This window comes from Carboxydocella sporoproducens DSM 16521 (assembly GCF_900167165.1).
GTDB lineage: Bacteria > Bacillota.
Genome location: NZ_FUXM01000026.1, coordinates 12,555 through 33,557, shown reverse-complemented (window position 1 = coordinate 33,557; position 21,003 = coordinate 12,555). Strand labels below are relative to the sequence as shown.

20 protein-coding genes are annotated in these 21,003 nt (G+C 53.0%); 15 read left to right on the top strand and 5 right to left on the bottom strand.

Going from position 1 to position 21,003, the window contains the following annotated elements:
* The first annotated feature begins 103 nt into the window (after positions 1-103).
* Together larAH6 and B5D20_RS14220 are read left to right on the top strand one after the other, a co-directional pair.
* Entirely contained in the window at positions 104-1,366 is a 1,263-nt protein-coding gene (gene larAH6, locus B5D20_RS09605) for a nickel-dependent malate racemase, LarAH6 family (protein WP_078666024.1), read from the top strand.
* 10 nt (positions 1,367-1,376) lie between these two features.
* Complete coding sequence (locus B5D20_RS14220; RefSeq protein WP_078666023.1) at positions 1,377-1,895, top strand: methylated-DNA--[protein]-cysteine S-methyltransferase; 519 nt, start codon at positions 1,377-1,379, stop codon at positions 1,893-1,895.
* Here B5D20_RS14220 and B5D20_RS09595 read toward each other — a convergent pair.
* The 4 genes from B5D20_RS09595 to B5D20_RS09580 form a co-directional block, all read right to left on the bottom strand.
* The gene (locus B5D20_RS09595; protein WP_159071797.1) at positions 1,892-2,623 is read right to left on the bottom strand and encodes a 3'-5' exonuclease; all 732 of its coding nucleotides are present in this window, start codon (positions 2,621-2,623) and stop codon (positions 1,892-1,894) included. The genes B5D20_RS14220 and B5D20_RS09595 overlap by 4 nt on opposite strands.
* A 10-nt stretch (positions 2,624-2,633) precedes the next feature.
* A complete protein-coding gene (locus tag B5D20_RS09590; RefSeq protein WP_078666021.1) occupies positions 2,634-4,538 on the bottom strand; it encodes a DUF294 nucleotidyltransferase-like domain-containing protein in 1,905 nt (634 codons plus the stop codon).
* Positions 4,539-4,694: 156 nt separating this feature from the next.
* Positions 4,695-6,611: an aconitate hydratase gene (locus B5D20_RS09585; protein ID WP_078666020.1), complete on the bottom strand. Its 1,917-nt coding sequence runs from the start codon at positions 6,609-6,611 to the stop codon at positions 4,695-4,697.
* 98 nt (positions 6,612-6,709) lie between these two features.
* Complete coding sequence (locus B5D20_RS09580; protein WP_078666019.1) at positions 6,710-7,213, bottom strand: DUF4352 domain-containing protein; 504 nt, start codon at positions 7,211-7,213, stop codon at positions 6,710-6,712.
* 103 nt (positions 7,214-7,316) lie between these two features.
* On the opposite strand from B5D20_RS09580, the gene B5D20_RS09575 reads away from it, so the two are divergent.
* Positions 7,317-7,547 (top strand): hypothetical protein, encoded by a 231-nt coding sequence (locus tag B5D20_RS09575; protein WP_078666018.1) that lies wholly within the window; start codon positions 7,317-7,319, stop codon positions 7,545-7,547.
* Between the two features lies 1 nt (position 7,548).
* On the opposite strand, the gene B5D20_RS09570 is transcribed toward B5D20_RS09575, so the two are convergent.
* Positions 7,549-8,229, bottom strand: coding sequence for a 4Fe-4S dicluster domain-containing protein (locus tag B5D20_RS09570; protein WP_078666017.1), 681 nt, complete (start codon positions 8,227-8,229; stop codon positions 7,549-7,551).
* Between the two features lie 107 nt (positions 8,230-8,336).
* Here B5D20_RS09570 and uvrC point away from each other — a divergent pair, with 107 nt between their 5' ends.
* The 12 genes from uvrC (at position 8,337) to B5D20_RS09510 (ending at position 20,990) form a co-directional block, all read left to right on the top strand.
* Positions 8,337-10,178, top strand: a complete 1,842-nt coding sequence (gene uvrC / locus B5D20_RS09565; protein WP_078666016.1) for an excinuclease ABC subunit UvrC — start codon at positions 8,337-8,339, stop codon at positions 10,176-10,178.
* 72 nt (positions 10,179-10,250) lie between these two features.
* The gene (locus tag B5D20_RS09560) at positions 10,251-10,589 is read left to right on the top strand and encodes a phage holin family protein (RefSeq protein WP_078666015.1); all 339 of its coding nucleotides are present in this window, start codon (positions 10,251-10,253) and stop codon (positions 10,587-10,589) included.
* 11 nt (positions 10,590-10,600) lie between these two features.
* Positions 10,601-11,401 carry a Cof-type HAD-IIB family hydrolase gene (locus tag B5D20_RS09555; RefSeq protein WP_307189629.1) on the top strand — a complete coding sequence of 267 codons (801 nt, stop codon included), beginning with the start codon at positions 10,601-10,603 and terminating at the stop codon, positions 11,399-11,401.
* 59 nt (positions 11,402-11,460) lie between these two features.
* Entirely contained in the window at positions 11,461-11,724 is a 264-nt protein-coding gene (locus B5D20_RS09550; protein ID WP_078666013.1) for an HPr family phosphocarrier protein, read from the top strand.
* A complete protein-coding gene (hprK, locus tag B5D20_RS09545; protein ID WP_078666012.1) occupies positions 11,717-12,640 on the top strand; it encodes an HPr(Ser) kinase/phosphatase in 924 nt (307 codons plus the stop codon). Before B5D20_RS09550 ends, hprK begins: the two co-directional genes overlap by 8 nt.
* A gap of 1 nt (position 12,641) precedes the next feature.
* Positions 12,642-13,634, top strand: a complete 993-nt coding sequence (locus B5D20_RS09540; RefSeq protein WP_159071798.1) for a glucodextranase DOMON-like domain-containing protein — start codon at positions 12,642-12,644, stop codon at positions 13,632-13,634.
* Between the two features lie 155 nt (positions 13,635-13,789).
* Positions 13,790-14,821, top strand: a complete 1,032-nt coding sequence (locus B5D20_RS09535) for a LacI family DNA-binding transcriptional regulator (RefSeq protein ID WP_078666010.1) — start codon at positions 13,790-13,792, stop codon at positions 14,819-14,821.
* Positions 14,821-15,921 carry an ABC transporter ATP-binding protein gene (locus B5D20_RS09530; RefSeq protein ID WP_078666009.1) on the top strand — a complete coding sequence of 367 codons (1,101 nt, stop codon included), beginning with the start codon at positions 14,821-14,823 and terminating at the stop codon, positions 15,919-15,921. Before B5D20_RS09535 ends, B5D20_RS09530 begins: the two co-directional genes overlap by 1 nt.
* A 23-nt stretch (positions 15,922-15,944) precedes the next feature.
* Positions 15,945-17,228, top strand: a complete 1,284-nt coding sequence (locus B5D20_RS09525; protein WP_159071799.1) for an extracellular solute-binding protein — start codon at positions 15,945-15,947, stop codon at positions 17,226-17,228.
* A 53-nt stretch (positions 17,229-17,281) separates the two neighbouring features.
* The gene (locus tag B5D20_RS09520) at positions 17,282-18,190 is read left to right on the top strand and encodes a carbohydrate ABC transporter permease (RefSeq protein WP_078666007.1); all 909 of its coding nucleotides are present in this window, start codon (positions 17,282-17,284) and stop codon (positions 18,188-18,190) included.
* Positions 18,190-19,035 (top strand): sugar ABC transporter permease, encoded by an 846-nt coding sequence (locus B5D20_RS09515; RefSeq protein WP_078666006.1) that lies wholly within the window; start codon positions 18,190-18,192, stop codon positions 19,033-19,035. The genes B5D20_RS09520 and B5D20_RS09515 overlap by 1 nt, the downstream gene beginning before the upstream one ends.
* Before the next feature lie 17 nt (positions 19,036-19,052).
* Complete coding sequence (locus B5D20_RS09510; RefSeq protein WP_078666005.1) at positions 19,053-20,990, top strand: glycoside hydrolase family 15 protein; 1,938 nt, start codon at positions 19,053-19,055, stop codon at positions 20,988-20,990.
* Positions 20,991-21,003: the final 13 nt, after the last annotated feature.

The following is a 21,003-nucleotide window of genomic DNA, read 5'->3' as shown; positions in this document are numbered from 1 at the left end:
GCGGGGGCAAATCAAGTATTCGGAAAGGAGGCGAAATCCTGGTCTGGGGGCCAACTTGGCTGAAAATAAAAACAGTCAAGTTTTTTGAACCAGGTGGACTGTCTTGGAAGTAAAACTGGCTTATGGAAAGGATAAACTTCAGGTTGAGCTGAATCCGAAGGGATATTGCCAGATTATTACACCCAGATCTTTGCCGGGAGTGAGTGATCCTCTAGCTGAGATCAGCCGGGCGCTGGCTGAGCCCATTGGAACTTCGCCTCTGGCAGAGCTCCTCAGGGAGCGGCAGCCGCAAAAGGTTGTAATTGTTGTCAATGATGTTACCCGGCCCACACCCTATGAGGTGATGTTGCCACCGCTGGTAGCTGAGCTGGAAAGGGCCGGGATCGGGGATGAACAGGTGACCCTGGTGGTGGCGACCGGGAGTCACCGGGCCAATACGGAAGAAGAAAATCGGGCCAGCTTTGGGGAAGAAATTTGCCGGCGTTTTAATATCATTAGCCATGACTGTGACCGGGATCTGGTAGCCATCGGACGCCTGTCCGATGGACAAGAGCTGGTTATTAACCGTCTGGTGGCTGAAGCGGATTTTATCATCACCACCGGCCTGATTACCATGCATTATATCGCCGGGTTCTCCGGTGGCCGCAAATCCATTCTCCCCGGGGTGGCAGCTCGCAATCTGATTCAGTACAATCACAGCCTCATGACCGATCCCCGCGCCTGTGCCGGCAACTGGCGCACTAATCCGGTCCACTGGCTGATGCTGGAGGCCGCGCGCCTGGTGGGTGTGGATTTTATCCTCAATGTAGTGACCAATGAGAAAAAGGAAATCGTGCAGGCAGTGGCCGGTGACCTGGAACAGGCCTGGCTGGCCGGAGTGGAAACCTGCCGCCAGATGAGTATGGTCACAGTACCTCGGGCCGCTGATGTGGTGCTGGTCAGTGCCGGTGGCCATCCCAAGGACATCAATCTCTACCAGGCCCAAAAGGCCCTGGAGGCAGCGGCAGCTGCCACCCGGCCGGGCGGAACCATCATCCTGCTGGCCCGCTGCAGGGAAGGACTGGGCGAACATACTTTTGAAAAATGGATGCTGGAAGCAGAGACTCTGGAAGATATTTTCCGCCGTTTTGAACAGGGGTTTGTCCTGGGCGGACACAAGGCCTATGCTATCGCCAGGGTCTTACAGGAAAAACAGGTAATTTTAATCTCAGATCTGGGAAAAGAGTTGACGGAGAGCCTCTTTATGCGTTATGCTGACAGTATCCCGACTGCACTGCTGCAGGTAGAAGAACAATACGGACAGGATTATTCCCTGCTGGTTATTCCCGATGGCAGCCAGGTGCAGCCGGAAGTTGCTTCAGCATAGGAGGCAGAGCATGGAAATCATACGCTGGTCAGAAATGTTAAGTCCCATTGGGCCGCTGGTCCTGGTCAGTACGGAAAAGGGGCTCTGTCGCCTGGTTTTGCCGGGAGAAGGACAGGCTACTTTACTGAACTGGTTAAATCGGAAATGGACTGAGGAGATAGTGGTGGAACGCAACCTCAAAGCCCACCAGCAGGCAATAGAACAGCTGGGCGCTTATTTTGCCGGAGAGCTGCAACAATTTGACCTGCCGCTGGATGTAAGTGGTAGCCCATTCCAACTGCAGGTCTGGCAGGAACTGCAGAAAATCCCCTATGGCGAAACTCGAACCTACCAGGAGATCGCTACCAATATCGGCAAACCGCGAGCAGTCAGGGCCGTGGGACAGGCCAACAACAGAAACCCCATACCCGTCATCATCCCCTGTCACCGCGTAATCGGCAAATCAGGGGCACTGGTTGGGTATGGGGGTGGACTGGAGGTCAAGCTCTATTTGCTGGGCCTGGAAGGGGCCCCGGGTTTTAGTGGCTAGAGCAGGTTGCGCCAGTGCAAGAGGCTGAGCAAGTCACCCACGGTTTTGATTCCCCGTTGCTGAAATTCCTGCAGAAAAGTCAAAAACAAGCGGCTGGTGATCAGCGCATCCCCCAGTGCCGTATGGCGCAGGGGGGTTTTTATTTGCCAGGCGGTACAGAGGCTATCCAGGGTATAGGAACTGCGATAGGGCTGCAGGGCCATGGCCAGAACTACCGTATCGAGGATAACTGGCTTGAATTTGGTTTTTAAAGCTTTTTTCAACTGGATATTAATAAAAGCCAGGTCAAAATCGGAATTATGGGCGATCAGCATCCGGTTCCCGCAGAAGTCAAGGAAACGGTTGAAGACCGTCAGAAAATCATCGGCCTCAGCCACCATTTCATTATCGATACCGGTAATCTGGGTGACCAGCGGTGGAATGGGACGACCGGGATTGACCAGCTCCTGAAAGGAATGTTCAGGGCAGATTTCACCATTTTTGATTAGAACAGCACCGATAGAGGTGATGGTATCACCGCTAAAGGGATACAACCCGGTGGTTTCCAGATCAAAAACAACAAATTCCATTTCCCGTAGCGGTGTCTGGGGATTGTGGCGCTGTTCCTGGAATTTCTTCAATTTTTCCTTAACCTCGGTCAAAATCAGGGAGTCACAGGCTCTATCTCCTCCCGCAGTTTCAAATCCCATCAATCGGGAGGTGCGGCCTAACCACGCGCGTAACATCATCATCTACCCCCTACCCGGCATGAAAAACAGTACCAGTAAAGCTCTGCAGTTTATCGACGGCCAGCATGGCATAACGCAAAGTGGCCGCTTCTTTTTTAGGCAACTGATTGGGATTGATCCAGTTATCGGCTTCCAGTCCCTGCTCCAGTTTCTTAAGGTTGGTTTTCAGGCGCAGGGTCATCAGGATTTTATAGGCAGTGGAATAATACTCACTATCCTCGGGGTTGAAAATATTGCGCTGTTCCATGATTTTCAAACGCCCCAGGGTACTGGTTTCGTCAATGCCCCATTTGAGGGCAAAAATCCGGGCACAATCCACCATATGCACACAAACCGCCCGCTTTAAATCGATTTCATTTTTATGCTCCCCGTGCTTTTCCGTAATGAATTGCCGGAAAAACCCCAGGGGCACTTTGTATTCCAGATCATCCTTGGCCAGAAAATGGAGCAGAACCGGATAATCCTCCACCCGGCGATGGACAAAATGGCGCAAATCCTGGGCCAGTTCCTTTTTGCCGTAGACGGGGCGGAAATCCAGGAAAATGGTGAGTTTGCGCACTATTTCCGGTACCGGCTGAGCGATCCAGCTGGTGACATCCAGGTACCACTGGCGCAGGGGTTTGGTCCACTCCGGATTGGAGGCCATGACATTGCCCTTGCAGCGGGCAAAGCCACAGGCGACCAGGCCATTGACGATTTTCTCCCCCAGGGTAAGAAAATAGTTCTGAGCTTCCTCGGCCAGGTTGGCCGGGACATCGGCATAGATAATGCCATTATCCTGGTCAGTGCGCAGGACCTGTTCCTTGCGGCCGCCACTGCCCATGGTGATAAAACAGTAAGGGACAGGAGGGGTACCCAGACCGGCCTGGACCATTTCCTCTTCCGCCAGCTGAATGACTTTGGCGGTGAGCCGGTCATAGAACTCACTCATAACCACGAAGATTTCTTCAATAGGGGCATTTTCAGCCAGCAAACCCACCAGTACCTGATCCACTTCCCGGGTGGCCTGGACCAGATCGTCCAGGTTGCGGGAGGTTTCAATGGTATCGACAGTAGTGAGGGCGCCGGAGCTGCGGGCCCGAATCAGATCCCGCATGGAGATAATCCCGAAAAGATGGCCCTGGTCTACCACAGCCAGATATTTGACTTTATTTTTGACCATGGCCAGCAAGGCCTCGGAATAAAAAGCATCAGGAGGCAGGGAAACCAGCTGGGTGTTCATTACCATATCGGCGGTAATATCCCCGGTTTGCGGACAGCCCTGGGCCAGCACTTTAGCTACCAGGTCCCGGTCGGTGACGATTCCCACCGCCCGCTCCTGACCATCCACCACGACCAGAGCCCCGATATTGCGCTCCGCCATGAGCTGAGCTACTTCGGTGACGGTCTGGTTGGCGCGGCAGGTCAGAACCGGGCTGGTCATGATTTCCGACAGCCGCTTGCGAAAAGGCTGGGTTTCCAGGTTGCCGGCCAGATAACTCTGTTCGGCAACCACTTCTTCATAAATTACCCGCATCCGTTCTAAAAGGGTTTGGGTAAAATAACCGGCGAATTTAGGATAGTTTTCCAGCAGACTTTCAAAAACTTCCCGGGGCATAAGCAAGCAGATACAATCCTCTACTGCTCGCACAGAACCGGGATAGGGCTTGTCATTGAACAGGACCGTTTCCCCGAAGAAATCCCGGGGCTGACGCAGTCCTACCACGTTGTCTTCTCCTTTTTCGTTGGTCAGGACTACTTCGGCCAGGCCATTGGTAAGAATATAGAGGACAGCGCGGGAGGGTTCACCCTGTCGGAAGATATAGGTGCCTTTGGGATAAAGCCGGGATTCGCATTTGACTAAAGCTGCCTGCAATGCTTCCGGGGGCAGCAAGCTAAAGGGTTGAGCTTCGTGCAAGATAGAAAGGTATCCCATCGGCGCCTCCTCCTTCCTCTTTCTTAGTTTCAATATAAAGGGAGGACGGAGTGGACGGCAAGAAATTTGCGGTGAAGGGGAGAGAAATGCAGGCGGAAGGTCGAAAACAGCCGTTTCCCGCCGGGGAAACGGCTGTCCTTCTTCCTGAATGGTGACTCAGACGTAGTTAAGCAGTCCACCCGCCAGCAGGATGGCCCGCTGGCGGGGGGTAAGGTCTACCAGCAAGGGGATGGTCAAATTTTTATTTTCCACGATCAGATTTATTTCTTCGGCTCCGGCGCCAATCCGCTCAACCAGTTCGGGCAAGCGGATAATATCCCCCTGTTCAATAGCCTCATAGTCTTCTGCCCGGGCAAAAGTCAGGGGCAGGATGCCGAAATTGATCAGATTGGCCCGGTGGATACGGGCGAAGGACTGGGCAATCACTGCCCGTACTCCCAGGTACATGGGGGCGAGAGCGGCATGCTCCCGGCTGGAGCCCTGGCCATAGTTCTGGCCGCCCACCACAACGCCACCGCCTTTAGCCAGGGCCCGGGCGGGAAATTCGGGATCCACCTGGTGGAAGACATACTGGCTGATGGCCGGGATATTGGAACGCAAAGGCAGGATTTTGGAGCCGGCCGGCATGATGTGGTCGGTTGTGATGTTATCCCCTACCTTCAACAAGACCTCACCGCGGTATTCAGCAGGCAGCGGCTGGCCTTTGGGCAGGGGCTTAATATTGGGGCCCCGCCGTACCTCAACGGTTTCCGGCGCCGCTGCCGGGGGGATGATCATGCTGTCATCCAGCAGGAACTTTTCCGGTAAGGTCACTTCCGGATATGCGCCCAGTTCCCGTGGGTCAGTTAATTGGCCGGTCAGGGCGGCAGCAGCGGCTACTTCCGGACTGGCCAGATAGACCTGGGCATCTTTGGTGCCACTGCGCCCTTCAAAGTTACGGTTAAAGGTGCGCACTGATACGCCTGCAGAAGGAGGAGCCTGGCCCATGCCGATACAGGGCCCGCAGGTGCATTCCAGCAGGCGCACTCCGGCGCTGAGCAGGTCAGCCAGGGCGCCATTCTGGGCCAGCATAGTCAGCACTTGCCTGGAACCAGGACTGATTACCAGACTGGTGCGGGGATGGATCTTCTTACCCCGCAGGATAGCAGCCACCCGCATCAGGTCTACGTAAGAGGAATTGGTACAGGAACCGATGGCCACCTGGTCCACCGGGAGACCAGCTATTTCCCGCACCGGAACTACTTTATCCGGGCTGTGGGGACAGGCGATCAGGGGTTCTAGGGCAGAAAGGTCAATAGTCAATTCCTCATCATAGACCGCATCGGGATCAGCGCTCAGGGGTACCCAGTCCTCCTCCCGGCCCTGGGCGGCCAGGAAGGCCCGGGTGATTTCATCACTGGGGAAGATGGAAGTGGTGGCCCCCAGTTCGGCTCCCATATTGGTGATGGTGGCCCGTTCCGGTACCGTCAGGGTTGCTACCCCCGGGCCGGTATATTCCAGAATCCTGCCCACTCCGCCTTTGACGGAGAGACGGCGCAGCACTTCGAGAATGACATCCTTGGCACTGACCCAGGGGGAAAGGCGGCCCAGCAGCTCGACTTTGACCACTTTGGGCATAGTCAGATAAAAAGGTTTGCCCGCCATGGCCACCGCTACATCCAGGCCTCCGGCCCCGATGGCCAGCATGCCGATGCCCCCGCCGGTGGGGGTATGGCTGTCAGAACCCAGCAGGGTTTTGCCGGGTTTGCCAAAACGCTCTAAATGAACCTGGTGGCAGATACCATTGCCGGGACGGGAAAAATAAATACCATGTTTGGCGGCAATGGTCTGCAAAAACAGATGGTCATCGGCATTTTCGAACCCGGTTTGCAGGGTGTTGTGATCCACATAACTTACGGACAGCTCGGTTTTGACCCGGGGCACGCCCATGGCTTCAAATTGCAAGTAGGCCATGGTACCGGTAGCATCCTGGGTCAGGGTCTGGTCGATTTTGATGGCTATTTCTTGGCCAGGCACCATTTGGCCTTCCACCAAATGGGCGGCGATGATTTTTTGAGTCAGATTCATGCCCATCTTGCCACACCTCCGTTTTATCTAAGGAAAAGGGTAACATAAAGAAAAGCCCGGTGTCTATAACACCGGGAAAAGTATACAATATATCGCTTGTGCTTTTAAACTTTGCCGGGAGGTGCCTGCAGACTGACGGTAAATTTATGACCAGCCTGATCCTCGTAGAGGACTTTATCCACCTGCTGGTCTCTGGGAATCTCAAACAGCAGGAGACCACCACCGCGGTAATGGGGCGGCAGGTCCATGGCTTTGAAGGCCCCTTTGCCGGTAATGGCAGTGCGGGCTTCCGAATACTGATAGCTCTTGCCGTCTTCGGTGATGATGGTAACGAATTCCGGCTTGATGTTCAGGTCCTGGTCGCTGTCATTGGTAATAGCGGTAAAAAGGCCAATTACCACTTTGCCTTCCTCAGCGGGCATCAGCTCAGGACTGAAATATTTGGGCTTCTGGCTCACTTCCAGGGTAAGGGGGCCCTGCACCAGTTTAATATGACCGGATTTTTCTTCCCTGTTGCTGGCATGAGGCGGCACCTGCGGCTGAGTGCTGGCACAGCCCCCGAGAAGCAGCGCAGCTGCCAGGAAGGAAAGGAGAAGGATTTTTTTCACAAACTTTCACCTGCCGTATTAGATTTACACCCTCACTAGTATTCCACGCCCGATTATTTTTTCCTGCTGGCGGGAAAAATATTGACAAAGGAGGGTGATTGCCATGAGCGACTGGCAGGTGGATTTACGGAATCTCCACGGTCAGAAAAAAGTGGAACGGGTCAAAGAAGTAGTCAGCCAGGTGGGGCCGGTAGACACCCTGAATATTGTCTTTGACCGGGTAGACCCGGTCTTCACCGATGAAGTGGTGGATATCCTGGAGGAAAACGGTTTCGCCTGGCAACCCAAAGGCAGTGAAGAGGGGTATTATATTCAGGCCAGAAGGCTGCACTAGCTTATTCTGGCAAAAGGGGACAGCTGGCAATACATATTCCGCAGCGTTTACCGGCGTTCACTACGAAAATGTAGTGGGCGCATTTTTCTTTATTGATGGTCCAGCCGGTGGTCGGATTATACTGGCCTTCCCAGCCCTGCAGGGCCCCGGCCGGGCACTGCCGGACACAGGCCTGGCACTGACTGCAAAGGTCGGGTCGGGCCGGGTTAGCCACCTGAAGCGGAGTATAAGGGGCAGAGGTAATCACCGCTGCCCAGCGCTGGGCCGGGCCATAGGCAGGGGTCAGAATCAGGTTGTTGAGGCCGAAAAAGCCCAGACCGGCCAGGACGGCAGCGTGTTTAAGGGAAAAATCCGCCTTCAGACGCCCATAATCGCCGATGGCTGCTTCTGAGCTGATGGGCAGGGCCTGGTGGCCCAGTTGCTGGAGTTGCCGGGCCAGCTGATAGGCAGCGTGAGTCAGATGCCAGTTGGCCATTTCGAATTCTACCATGTACTGGTTGCGGGTTTTCGGCAGATAGCGAATTGGTGTCGGATTCAGACTTCGAGCGATTACAATAACCTGCTGCGCGGTAGGCAACAGGTCCTGGGGTTTAAACCCCGGGGGAGCCTGGTCAAAGGCGGAGACAGGGGCAGTACCGTAAAGGTCCACGTCCAGGCGGGACAGGAGTTGCTCTAAGTCCATACTTATCACCTCTGCACAGGGTTTTTAATTAATTTTAAGCCAGTCCCTCTCGTATGGGCAATCTTCCTGCTCTCAAATGTGTTATAATGGGGCTGGGAGGAGAGAAAATGCGGCCTGAATTGCAACACAAACTGGAACATTTGCCGGAACAGCCTGGAGTCTATCTGATGAAAAATGCCGGGGGGCAGGTTATCTATGTTGGCAAGGCACGGGTTCTGAAAAACCGGGTGCGCTCTTATTTTCAATCCACTGCCAACCAGACGGAAAAGGTCAGGGCCATGGTGGAACAGATTGCTGACCTGGAATATATCATCACCGATACCGAAGTGGATGCCCTAATGCTGGAATGCAACCTGATCAAGAAATATCGCCCCCGTTATAATGTTCTGCTCAAGGATGATAAACACTACCCTTATATAAAGGTTACAGTTCAGGAGCAATATCCCCGGGTGCTTTATGTCCGCAAGGTCGAGCGCGACGGGGCCCGTTACTTTGGCCCCTATGTCCATGCCGGGGCGGTTAAGGAGACTTTGCATTTACTGAAAAAACTCTTTCCTCTGCGTTCCTGTCCGGGTAGCACCTTGACGGAACGCAGCCGCCCCTGTCTGCAATTTCACATTCGCCGCTGTTCAGCTCCCTGCAGCGGGGAGATCAGCCGGGAGCAATACCTGCGGACGGTGGAAGATGTATTGTTGTTTCTGGAAGGGAAATACGGCCACCTGATCAAACAATTGCAACAGGAGATGAACGAGGCGGCGGAAAAATGGGATTTCGAACGGGCTGCCCGTTTGCGGGACCAGATCAAGGCCCTGGAGATTCTGGGCGAAAAACAGAAGATGCTCACCCCTGGCGGCGGGGATCGGGATGTGCTGGCGGTAGCCCGGGGAATCTGGGAAACCTGCGGGGTGATTTTGCTGATCCGCCATGGTACTTTACTGGGGCGGGAGGTGTTTTTCCTGGGAGATACCCAGGGATATAGCCGGGAGGAAATCATGGCGGCCCTGGTCAAGCAATACTATAGCCAGGCCCAGTTTATTCCCGGGGAAGTGATTCTGGCCGAGGGGGTCCCGGAAGAGGAAAGAGAAGTGATTGAACAATGGCTGCAGGCCCGACGGGGGAAAAAGGTGGAACTGCTGGTGCCCCGGCGGGGGGAGAAAAAAGCCCTGACGGAAATGGCCCACAAAAATGCCGTTCAGGAACTGGAACTGAAGGAAGCGGCCATTCTGAAAGAGCGGGAAACCAGAGAACAGGGGTTGAAGGAACTGGCTCAGGCCCTGGGACTGGCAGCTCCACCCCGGCGCATCGAGTGCTATGATATTTCCAACACCCAGGGTAGCGAATCGGTAGGGTCGATGGTGGTTTTCCTCGATGGGAAACCTGCTCCTGAATGTTATCGCCGTTTCAAAATCAAGACAGTAATCGGTCCCGATGATTTTGCTTCCATGGCTGAGGTGCTGCGCCGGCGGCTGGAACGGGCCCGCAAAGGGGATGAAAAATTTGCTCAGCTCCCGGATTTGCTGATTGTCGATGGGGGCAAAGGTCAGCTCGCTGTTGCCCGGCGGGTAATGGAGGAGCTGGGATTTGGCCATATCCCTACCTTTGGCCTGGCTAAAGAAGAAGAATGGCTGTTTGCTCCCCACCAGTCTGAGCCCATCATCCTGCCACGGCAGTCCCAGGGGCTCTACCTCCTGCAGCGCATCCGGGATGAAGCCCATCGCTTTGCCCTGACTTACCACCGCAAATTGCGGACTCAGCGCAATTTGCGGAGTGTGCTGGAAGAAGTGCCGGGTATAGGCAGCAAGCGCAAACAGGCTTTATACAAACATTTCGGCTCTCTGGCCAAAATCCGGGCGGCAACGGTGGAGGAGCTGGCAGCTGTCCCTGGTATGAATCAGCAGGTGGCCCAGGCTTTGTGGGAATGGCTGCGGCGCTGGGAGGCCGAGAATTAACAATATAGGCAGGAAATCGCCGGCAAGTGCCGAATTTCTTAAGGATAAAACAGTTGAGCGGGAGGTGAAAAGATGACCGGTTTGTTAATTCGCTGGGGAATCAATGCTCTGTCCTTGATGCTCACCGCCTATTTGATTGAAGGGATTGAAGTGCGTGGTTTCGGTGCGGCTTTGATCGCAGTGCTGGTGCTGGGCATAGTCAATGCAGTGATCAGGCCGCTGGTGCTGTTATTGACTCTGCCCCTCAATATCCTGACTCTGGGGATTTTTACCCTGGTGGTCAATGGCATGATGCTCTATCTGGTAGGTTCAGTGGTGAAAGGATTTGATGTAGCCGGTTTCATTCCGGCTTTGCTGGGAGCGATTGTGTTATCATTTATCAGTTCCATTGCTAATGCTCTGGTGGAGTAGGAGGAATTATCTTGGTAAAATTAATAGCAATCGATCTGGATGATACCCTCTTGCGAACTGACTGTACTATTTCCCCCCGGGCCCAGGCGGCTATTAAGGCCGCCAGTGCCCGGGGGGTGGCGGTAACTCTGGCCACGGGCCGGATGTACCGTTCCGCCCGGCCCTATGCCCTGGAACTGGGACTGGATCTGCCCTTGATCACCTATCAAGGGGCTTTGATCAAATCGGGGCTGAGCGGGGAAGAGCTCTGGCACCGCCCCCTGCCGCCGGAAATGGCGGCGGAAATCATCACCCTGGCCCGGGAAGAAGGGATTCATGCCAATATCTATCTGGATGACCACCTCTATGTGGAAAAGGCGACAGCAGAGGCAGAAGCATACAGTCAACTGGCCCGGGTTCCCTACACGGTGGAAGAGGATTTGCGGGGCAGGATTCTGGCCAGCGGTCAGGGACCCAGCAAAATTCTGCTCATCGCTGAACCGGAACGGCTGGACCAGCTGGCGGCAGCCTTGCGCCCCCGCTGGCAGGGCAAAGTGCAGCTGGCCAAATCCAAGGATCATTATCTGGAGTTCACCCATCCGGAAGCCAGTAAGGGCCAGGCCCTAATTGCCCTTTGCCGCCATCTGGACCTGGAGTTAAAGGACGCCATGGCTATCGGGGACAGTTTCAATGACCTGGATATGATTGAGCTGGCAGGGATCGGGGTGGCCATGGGCAATGCCAAACCGGAAGTCAAGGCTATCGCCGATTATGTCACTCTGGCCAATGATGATGATGGAGTAGCAGAGGCAATTCACCGTTTTGTCTTGTGAAAAAAGACGGTTTTCGATAGAATGGAATGGAATACTGAAGCAGTGAGGGGGAAGTAAAAATGGCAAAGGTTACAGTCGAAATCACCAATGAAATGGGCTTACATGCCAGGCCGGCAGCCCTGTTTGTCCAGACTGCCAGCCGTTTCAAAAGTCAGATCAAGGTGAGCAAAGACAATCATGAAGTTGATGGCAAGAGCATTCTGGGTTTGATGACCCTGGCGGCCAAGAAGGGAAGCTATTTGACCATTGAAGCCCAGGGCGAGGATGAAGAGGCTGCGGTGGAGACTCTGGCCCAGCTGGTTGCAGGTGGATTTAATGGTTGAACTTAAAGTACGGGATCTGATCAAGGCCCTGGGCCTTGAGGTATTAAGCGGAGAAGAGGAGTTAGGGCGCAAGCTGAAGGTGGCGGACATCAATCGGCCGGGCCTGGTGCTGGCCGGCTTTTTGCAGCATTTTGACCATCAGCGCATTCAGGTACTGGGTACTACCGAGTTTGCCTACCTGGGCACCCTGCCAGCCGAAGAAGCCTGGCAGCGCTGGAATGTTTTGCTGAGTCTGTATTTTCCCTGCCTGATTATTACCAGGGGCATTGAAATCGAGCCAACCTGGCTGGAAGCGGCCCGGGAAAAGAGGATCCCCCTGTTGCGCACTCCGCAACCAACTACCAGTTTTATCAGTCGACTTACCGATTTTCTTGAAGAAAGACTGGCTCCCAGTGCCACCATCCACGGGGTGCTGGTGGATGTCCATGGCGTTGGGGTCCTGATTACCGGGGAAAGTGGCATTGGCAAGAGTGAGACAGCTCTGGAACTGGTGAAAAGGGGCCATCGCCTGGTTGCTGATGATGCGGTAGAAGTGATTAAAATCGGGGAACGCCTCTCGGGACGGGCGCCGGAGGTGGTCAGACATCTGCTGGAGATTCGCGGCCTGGGGATTCTGGATATCCGGACTCTCTTCGGGGCAGGGGCAGTGCGGATCGAGCAGACCATTCATATGGCTATCCGTCTGGAAGAGTGGCAGGAAGGTAAATATTATGACCGCCTGGGCCTGGATGAGGAAAAAGTTAAGCTGCTGGGCAATGAAATCCCCGGGATCACTATTCCCGTTCGTCCTGGACGCAATATTGCCAGCATCATTGAAGTGGCCGCCATGAATTTCCGGCTCAAGCTGCTGGGCCATAATGCGGCCCTGGAATTGACCCGGCGGCTGGCAGCCCTCTCCTTGCATGAGGGGGAATAATATGCGACGTTTTTCTGTGTTTCTGGTGTTTTTCCTGCTGTTAGGGCTGGCAAGCAGCAAGTCGGCAGCTGCTAATGCAGTCCCGCGGCAGGTGCTGTTTCAAATGGAAGATCCCCGGGGGGATGACCGGGGCCCGGGAACCTATGTCTATCCAAAGGGACCGGTATTTGATCCCCGGCATGGGCTCTATGACCTGACCACCTTTCGCGTGGAAGTGGATGATTCCAGTTATTATTTTTATTTTACCTTTGCCGAAAAGCTGTCCAACCCCTGGGGAGCGCCGGAAGGGTTTAGTCATCAGCGGATTGCTCTTTACATAGACAGCCAGCCCAATCAAGGCCGTTCTGAAACCTGGCGGGAAGGGGCCTATGTGGACTTTGACCCCCGCCATGGCTGGGAGTACTTTATCGATGTTACCGGCTGGCATAAAGGGGCGGTTTATTACTGGAACCAGCGCAAGACTGAACCAGGACGGCGCCAGGGCCTGCTGTTCCGGCGGGCAACAGATGGGAAAACGGTAGAGGCTGTCATCCCCAGGGAGGCCCTGGATGAGCATCCCGAGACCTGGTATTATTATGTCCTCATCGGCAGTCAGGATCCCATCGGTCCCGATGGCTGGCGGCCTGTACTGGCCAAAGCTACGGAATGGCAATTTGGTGGGGGTACCGATACCAATCTGGACCCCAATGTTCTGGATGTTCTGGCTCCGGCCGCGGGTGAAAACTCTCAGAGCAGTCAGCTGGGCTCTTACAGTGTGGAAAAACAGCGACTGGCAGTGGTTAAGCCTGTCCACCCGGAACAGCCGGTGAGCATAAAAAAATACACCTGGTATGATCGCCTGGTACTGGCAGTTAGAGAAAAAGGGAATGCTATTCTGAAAAAATATCCCTGGAACATTTATTTTCCGGTCTATGTTGCAGCTATCCTGGCGTTTTTGATACTGTTGCTGCTGATCGGGTTCAATCTGGCCAACTGGCGGCGGAGGCGGAAATAGGATGGATACGGTTCAGCGGCAGTACAGCAATACGGGGGCTTCTGAGAGAAGCTCTTTTTTATTTTCCTCTTGTCAAATCGTTTTGAAAGGGGTATAATAAAAACAAAGCTGGGCAAACGATTGCACATGCAAACGTTTGCTTAGGAGGTGGATATGTGGCGCCAACAATAAAAGATGTAGCTAAACTGGCAGGGGTGAATCCATCTACTGTTTCAAGAGTGCTGGCCAATAACCCCAAAATCAGTGAGGAAACCAGGCAGCGGGTTTTGCAGGCCATGAAAGAGCTGGGGTATCATCCCAACCTGGTAGCCCGCAATCTGGTGACACGCAGTACGGAAACTATTGGCCTGGTTATGCCCCGGGCTGCCGAAGAGGTATTCCTCAACCCATTCTTTCCGGAAGTAATCCGTGGCATCAGTTCGGTGGCCAGGCGGGAAGGCTATGACTTGCTGCTGGCTACCGGGGAAACGGAACAGGAGGAAAAGGAAGCGGTTCTGCGCATGGTCAGAGGGCGCAGAGTAGATGGCGTAATCTTGCTGGTATCCCGGGTTGATAACCAGCTGGGGGCGGAATTACAGGCCCGCAAGTTTCCTGCGGCTCTGGTGGGCAAGCCGTTGCATGACTGGGATATGTGCTGGGTTGATAATGATAATATCGAAGCTGCTTATCAGGCCACAGCATATTTGCTGGGATTAGGACACCGGCGGATCGGCTGTATTATCGGGTCGCTGGAGTTTGTAGTCAGCCTGGATCGTCTGGATGGGTATAAAAAGGCTCTGCAGGAGTTCGGGGTCGGTTTTGACCGCAGTCTGGTAGCCCATGGTGAGTATACCCAGGAAGGGGGAGAGCGGGCCATGCTGGAACTGCTGGACCGGCATCCTGATTTGACGGCTGTTGTTGTGGCGGATGACCTGATGGCTTTCGGTGCTATCCAGGCGGTTAGGGAACGGGGGATGAAAGTACCGCGGGATGTTTCAGTAGTGGGGTTTAATAATGTCCCTATGGCCCGGTTTACGGCTCCGCCTTTAACGAGTGTGGAGATTTTTACCTATGAGCTGGGAGTGCGGGTAACGGAACTCTTGATCGAGAAGATACGCAACCCGGCCCGGAAAGCTGGACATGATTTTATCAGGACCGAACTGGTGATTCGCAAATCCTGTGCTCCGGCAAAGGAGGCTAAAAACTGATGGCTCAAGTGATTTTGCGCAATGTTTACAAGCGCTATGGCGAAGTGGAGGTTGTTTCCAACTTTAATCTGGAAATCAAGGATCAGGAGTTTGTAGTTTTTGTGGGACCATCAGGCTGCGGCAAGTCTACTACCCTGCGTATGATCGCTGGACTGGAGGATATATCCGCAGGGGAGCTGTATATTGGCGACCGTCTGGTCAATGAACTGCCCCCTAAAGACCGCGATATTGCCATGGTTTTCCAGAATTATGCTCTGTATCCGCATATGAATGTTTATGATAACATGGCTTTTGGCCTGAAACTGCGCAAATTGCCGAAAGACGAGATTGACAGGCGGGTGCGAGAAGTGGCGAAAATCCTGCAAATCGAGCACTTGCTGGACAGAAAGCCGAAAGCTTTGTCAGGTGGTCAGCGCCAGCGGGTAGCTATGGGACGCGCTATTGTTCGCGAACCGGCTGTTTTCCTGATGGACGAGCCTCTTTCCAACCTGGATGCCAAGTTACGGGTACAGATGCGTGCGGAAATCACCCGTTTGCATCAACGACTGAAAACTACCACTATTTATGTTACCCATGACCAGACAGAAGCCATGACCATGGGTGACCGGATTGTGGTGATGAAAGATGGCGTCATTCAGCAGGTAGACACCCCCATGAACCTTTATCGCCAGCCGCGGAATAAATTTGTGGCTGGATTTATCGGTAGTCCCAGCATGAACTTCCTGAAGGTGGTAGTAAAAGAGGAGGAAGGAAACATTTGGCTGACTGCACCGGGACTGAAATTGAAGGTGCCTGAGGGTAAGCAGAACGGAATCAGAGCCTATCCTGGTAAAGAAGTGATTATGGGCATCAGGCCGGAACATATTCATGATGAACCGGTAGCACTGGAAACCTACCCTGACAGTCAACTGCAGGCACCTGTTGAAGTGGTGGAGCTGTTAGGGGCGGAAATATACCTGCATCTTAAGGTAGGCGAACAGGAGGTGACAGCCCGGGTGGCGGCACGCCAGCCTTACCGCATGGGGGATAAGGTAACTCTGGCGGTAGACATGAACCACCTGCACTTGTTTGATCCTGACACTGAACTGGCCATTTTATGAATGATTTGAAGGAGGACAGGGATATGAAGGGAATTGTGAAAAGCCTTAGTTTAGGACTGGCTACTGTATTGCTGGCATCCAGTTTTGTCACTGGCTGTGCCAAAAACGAAGAGCCCAGGACCGGGAATAAGCCGGGTGGAGAAAAAGTTACCATCAGTTTCTGGCATACTTTTAACCAGGAAGAAACCCAGACTATTAATGAAATCGTGAAGGAATTCGAGGCCCAAAACCCGGATATCAAGGTGGACATGCAAGCTGTTCCCTTTGCGGATGCGCAGAACAAATTTAAAGTGGCGGCCCAGGCAGGGAATGCTCCCGATGTTTTCCGGGCTGAAATAGCCTGGACACCTGAATTTGCCGCTCTCGGCTATCTTGCTCCTATTGATGATTTAATCAAGCCTGAAGATAAGGCAGATTACCTGGAAGCGCCTTTCAACTACAATGTATATAATGGCAAAATATGGGGTGTACCCCAGGTAACCGATGCCCTGGCGCTGCTCTACAATAAACGCATGTTGAAGGAAGCCGGGGTTGAACCGCCGAAAACAATGGACGAGCTGGTTAAAGTGGCTCAAAAACTGACCGACAAGCAGAAAGGGCGTTATGGCTTTTTCTATCGCGGAGATGCTTACTGGTATCAGCCCTTCATGTGGGCCTTTGGTGGTGGGCTGATCGATTCTAAGGACAAAACCATTCTGGTCAATACTCCCGGGGCAGTTAAAGGCTTGCAGTTTATGATTGATTTACGGGATAAATACGGGGTAGTTCCCAAAGAAATCGATTTTGCCAACGACTATGACAATATGCAGGTGGGCTTTAAAACCGGTAAATATGCTATGATTTTAAATGGTCCCTGGGCAACTTCCGATCTCCTCAGCGGTCCTGAATTCAAGGATCCTGATAACCTGGGCATTGCGCCCATCCCTGTCGGTCCAGAAGGTAAAACCGGTTCTCCTGTCGGTGGACATAACTATGTGATTTCTGCTAATACCAAAAACCGGGAAGCAGCGTATAAATTTATCGAATTTATCAACTCCAGGGAAGCTCAGGCTAAATTCGCTGTTAAAAATAATCTGTTGCCTACCAGGAAATCCGCTTATGAATTGCCGGAAGTCAAGAACAACCGGATTGTTTCTGATTTTAAAGCAGTGATTGAAAAAGCTACCAACCGGCCGGTAATTCCTGAAGGCGGTCAAATCTATACTGACTTTACTCCCAATTATCAGGCCGCATTGAAAGGACAAAAGACTCCACAACAGGCCCTGGATGATGTAGCAGCCGCCTGGAAGAAATTGCTGAACAAGTAGAGGCCAACTGCTGTTGGCCTCTCCCCTTCCTTGGCGAGAAGGAGGTTAAGTCAATGAATAAAAAGCTGAGCCAGAGCTGGCTGGCCTATCTGTTTCTGACCCCGGCTCTACTGGCCATGGCTGTACTGGTCTTTTATCCCTTGATTCTGGGTATATCCTATAGTTTCACTGATATGAATCAGTATAACATGGGCAACCAGTTTGTCGCCCCTTCATGGAAATGGGTGGGGCTGGCCAATTATCGCAAACTTCTGGGCAATTTGAACTCCGAGTTCTGGGATGTAGCTCTTAACACTCTTATCTGGACCTTTACCAATGTTTTTTTCCATTTTGTCATAGGTCTGTTTCTGGCTTTGCTGCTCAATCGCAAGCTCAAGGGCAGAGCTATTTACCGCATGTTAATGCTTATTCCCTGGGCGGTGCCCTCTTTTGTATCCGCCTTTTCCTGGAAATGGATGTTTAATGCCGAGTACGGTATAATAAACCTGATGCTGGGTAAATTGGGAATTGAACCGATCGCCTGGCTTTCCAACAAGTGGACAGCCATGTTTGCGGTAATTATCACCAATATCTGGCTGGGCGTCCCCTTTATGATGGTAACCCTGCTGGGGGGCTTACAGTCCATACCCAGAGAACTATATGAAGCGGCAGAGGTGGATGGCGCTTCCAAATGGCAGCAATTCCTGAATATCACTTTACCCCTGTTGAAACCGGTAGCATTTACTGCTACGCTGCTGGGGGTCATCTGGACCTTCAATATGTTTAATGTTATTTATTTAATAACCGGTGGCGGCCCCTACAAACAGACGGAGATTTTAGTTACCTATGCTTATCGGGAAGCATTTATGAACTGGAATTTCGGGATTTCGGCAACTTATGGTGTGATAATCCTGAGCTTTTTGCTGGCTTTCAGCTTTTTCTACAATCGCCTGCTCAAGAATGCGGGAGAGAAGGTGTACTGATGAAGAAAAAAACAGCAAAACGCTGGGTTGATTTGCTGGTACACATAATTCTGGCTCTGGCCTCCATAATTTCTGTCTTTCCGGTGGTATGGGTGCTTTCTACCTCCTTCAAACCGGAAAGCGAAGTTTTCAGCAATGTTATTCGCTTTATACCCGAACATCCCACTCTGGACAATTACCGGTACATTTTAACTTTCAAAAATCATATCTTTTTGACCTGGCTGGTCAACTCGGCGCTGATCGCTTTTCTTACCACCCTGGTCGGAGTGTTCCTGGCTGCAACTGCCGCCTATGCCTTCAGCCGCTTTGAATTTCTGGGTAAACAAACCGGGCTTTTTTCTTTCCTGGTTGCGCAAATGTTTCCCGGTTCCCTGTTGATTGTGCCATTATATAATATTATTAAATCCTATGGGCTCTTAAATAGCTATACCGGTCTGGTGCTGGCTTATTCTACCGTCAGCCTGCCCTTTTGTGTCTGGATGTTAAAAGGATTTTTTGATACAATTCCGGTGGAGCTGGAAGAAGCGGCTCGGGTAGACGGTCTGACTCCTTTCGGTACTTTCTGGCGGATTGTACTGCCCTTATCTCTGCCGGGCCTGGCAGTAACAGCCTTTTATTCCTTTGTAACAGCCTGGAATGAGTTTATGTATGCCCTGACTTTCATGAACAGGGAAGAACTCTACACTTTACCTGTTGGTTTAAGGACTTTTGTCAATGAATTCAATACTGACTGGCATTATATGTCGGCAGGAGCTATTCTGATTACCGTGCCAGTAGTGATCTTCTTTTTCTGGGCCCAAAAATACCTTATTTCCGGTCTGACTGCCGGTGGAACCAAAGGTTAAGGGAAGGAGTCGCAGTAATGGAAAGGAAACCCTATTTGATGAGTGCTGTAATCGGGAATTCCCGTTTGCTTGCTTCTCTGGGCAAGCGGGCGGAACTGGAGCGCCTGTTCTGGCCCCGTATCGATACACCCCAGAATATTGGCCGCAACTGGCTGGGGCTGGCTATCGATGGCCAGCCCCGGACTAGCTGGTTCCATGAAGACCAGTGGCAGAGCCACCAGTATTATCTGCCGGACAGTGCAGTCCTGGTCACCGTCTTGCAGGGGAGCGAGAATAGCATCAAGGCCGAAATTACTGATTTTGCTGTCCCAGGCCGGGATTTGCTGGTGCGCCATCTTCAGGTCACTAATACCGGTGCAGCAGATCAGCGCTTGCGCTTGCTGCTGTTTTCTCAGCTGCAAATCGGGGAATATGGGCGTTACCATACCACCATTTTCCGCCCGCAAGCGGAAGCGCTCTGGCAGTTCAAGCAAAATTACCATTTTCTCTGGGCAGCAGACCGGCCAGCTCAGCAATTCCAGTGCGGTGGCGCTATGATGAATGCCGACAATGGCCAGCTCTCACCTGTTATGCATGCCATGGCGACCGATGGGGCGATGGCCTGGGATCTGGGGCTTTTGGCCCCCGGGCATAGTAATGCCATAACGATTTTCCTTTCCCTGGGGCCTTCCTATGAGCTGGCTTTAGCTCAGCTGGAAAAGGCACGGGAAGAAGGCTATGCAGCTTTGCTGGCTGCTACCCGCAGCTACTGGAAAGGATATTTGGCCCAGGCTAAACCGGTGCAGACAGGGGATGAGCGTCTGGATGCCCTCTATCGCCGTTCCCTGATAGTTTTTTCCCTGATGACTGATGCGGAACATGGTAGCATGATCGCTGCTCCTGAATTTGATGAGGATTTTACCCGCTGTGGCGGTTATGCCTATTGCTGGGGCCGGGATGCTGCCTTTATCACTTATGCCATCGACCGGGCCGGTTATAAGGAAGCTGCCGCCCGTTTTTACCGCTGGGCAGCAAAGGCCCAGAATGCAGATGGTTCCTGGGAGCAGCGCTATTACCTGGATGGAGCGATTGCACCAAACTGGGGTCTTCAGATCGATGAAACCGGCTCGGTACTTTGGGGCATGTGGCAGCATTATGCTCTTTACCGGGAACGGGCCTTTCTGGCAGAAATGTGGCCCTCATTCAAGAAAGGGGCGGAGTTCCTGATAAACTTCAGGGATGCAGAAACCGGTCTGCCGCAACCCAGTTTTGATCTCTGGGAAGAACGCTGTGGGGAACACACCTATTCGGCGGTAGCAGTCTGGGCTGGTTTAATGGCCGCTGCTGATGCTGCAACTACTCTGGGCTATCAGGAGGAAGCGGAACGCTGGAGACAGGCAGCAGAGGAACTGGGCCAGCGGATTCAGGAAAAGCTCTGGCATCCCGGCTATAACCGCTTTTTGCGGGGAGTCAAGCTCTGTGTCAACCGGGAAGAGTATCAATGGCGCACTGGCCAGGGAGAAAAGGGAGTTATCCTGCCAGGAGAGCGGGGACAGATGATTTACTGCCTGCAGGAAGATGCGGTGGTGGATGTCTCTTTACTGGGGTTGACAGTTCCCTTTGCCTTCCTGCCACCGGATGATCCCCGCGTGGAAGCCACGGCGCAAGCAGTGGAGCAATTCCTGACCTCACCCCGGGTGGGAGGAATCAAGCGTTACGAGAATGACCATTATATCGGGGGGAATCCCTGGATTCTCTGCACCCTCTGGCTGGCCCAGTATCATGGGGCCCGGGGCAATTACCAGCGGGCCAAAGAGCTGCTGTACTGGGCTGTTGACCACCAGACTGCTACCGGCTTGTTGCCGGAACAGGTGGATCGGGAAACTGGTCAGCCAGCCTGGGTAGTACCCCTGACCTGGTCCCATGCCATGCTGGTCTTAACGGTGCTGGATCTGCTGGAAAAAGGTCAGTTTTAGGGATATAATAAAG

Coding starts and splice junctions, on each gene's coding strand:
- B5D20_RS09525 (WP_159071799.1), top strand. CDS start 15,945: ATGAAGGGAATTGTGAAAAGCCTTAGTTTAGGACTGGCTACTGTATTG.
- B5D20_RS09590 (WP_078666021.1), bottom strand. CDS start 4,538: ATGGGATACCTTTCTATCTTGCACGAAGCTCAACCCTTTAGCTTGCTG.
- B5D20_RS09560 (WP_078666015.1), top strand. CDS start 10,251: ATGACCGGTTTGTTAATTCGCTGGGGAATCAATGCTCTGTCCTTGATG.
- B5D20_RS09530 (WP_078666009.1), top strand. CDS start 14,821: ATGGCTCAAGTGATTTTGCGCAATGTTTACAAGCGCTATGGCGAAGTG.
- B5D20_RS09585 (WP_078666020.1), bottom strand. CDS start 6,611: ATGGGCATGAATCTGACTCAAAAAATCATCGCCGCCCATTTGGTGGAA.
- B5D20_RS09550 (WP_078666013.1), top strand. CDS start 11,461: ATGGCAAAGGTTACAGTCGAAATCACCAATGAAATGGGCTTACATGCC.
- B5D20_RS09595 (WP_159071797.1), bottom strand. CDS start 2,623: ATGATGTTACGCGCGTGGTTAGGCCGCACCTCCCGATTGATGGGATTT.
- uvrC (WP_078666016.1), top strand. CDS start 8,337: ATGCGGCCTGAATTGCAACACAAACTGGAACATTTGCCGGAACAGCCT.
- B5D20_RS09570 (WP_078666017.1), bottom strand. CDS start 8,229: ATGGACTTAGAGCAACTCCTGTCCCGCCTGGACGTGGACCTTTACGGT.
- B5D20_RS09575 (WP_078666018.1), top strand. CDS start 7,317: ATGAGCGACTGGCAGGTGGATTTACGGAATCTCCACGGTCAGAAAAAA.
- B5D20_RS14220 (WP_078666023.1), top strand. CDS start 1,377: ATGGAAATCATACGCTGGTCAGAAATGTTAAGTCCCATTGGGCCGCTG.
- B5D20_RS09510 (WP_078666005.1), top strand. CDS start 19,053: ATGGAAAGGAAACCCTATTTGATGAGTGCTGTAATCGGGAATTCCCGT.
- B5D20_RS09520 (WP_078666007.1), top strand. CDS start 17,282: ATGAATAAAAAGCTGAGCCAGAGCTGGCTGGCCTATCTGTTTCTGACC.
- hprK (WP_078666012.1), top strand. CDS start 11,717: ATGGTTGAACTTAAAGTACGGGATCTGATCAAGGCCCTGGGCCTTGAG.
- B5D20_RS09515 (WP_078666006.1), top strand. CDS start 18,190: ATGAAGAAAAAAACAGCAAAACGCTGGGTTGATTTGCTGGTACACATA.
- B5D20_RS09540 (WP_159071798.1), top strand. CDS start 12,642: ATGCGACGTTTTTCTGTGTTTCTGGTGTTTTTCCTGCTGTTAGGGCTG.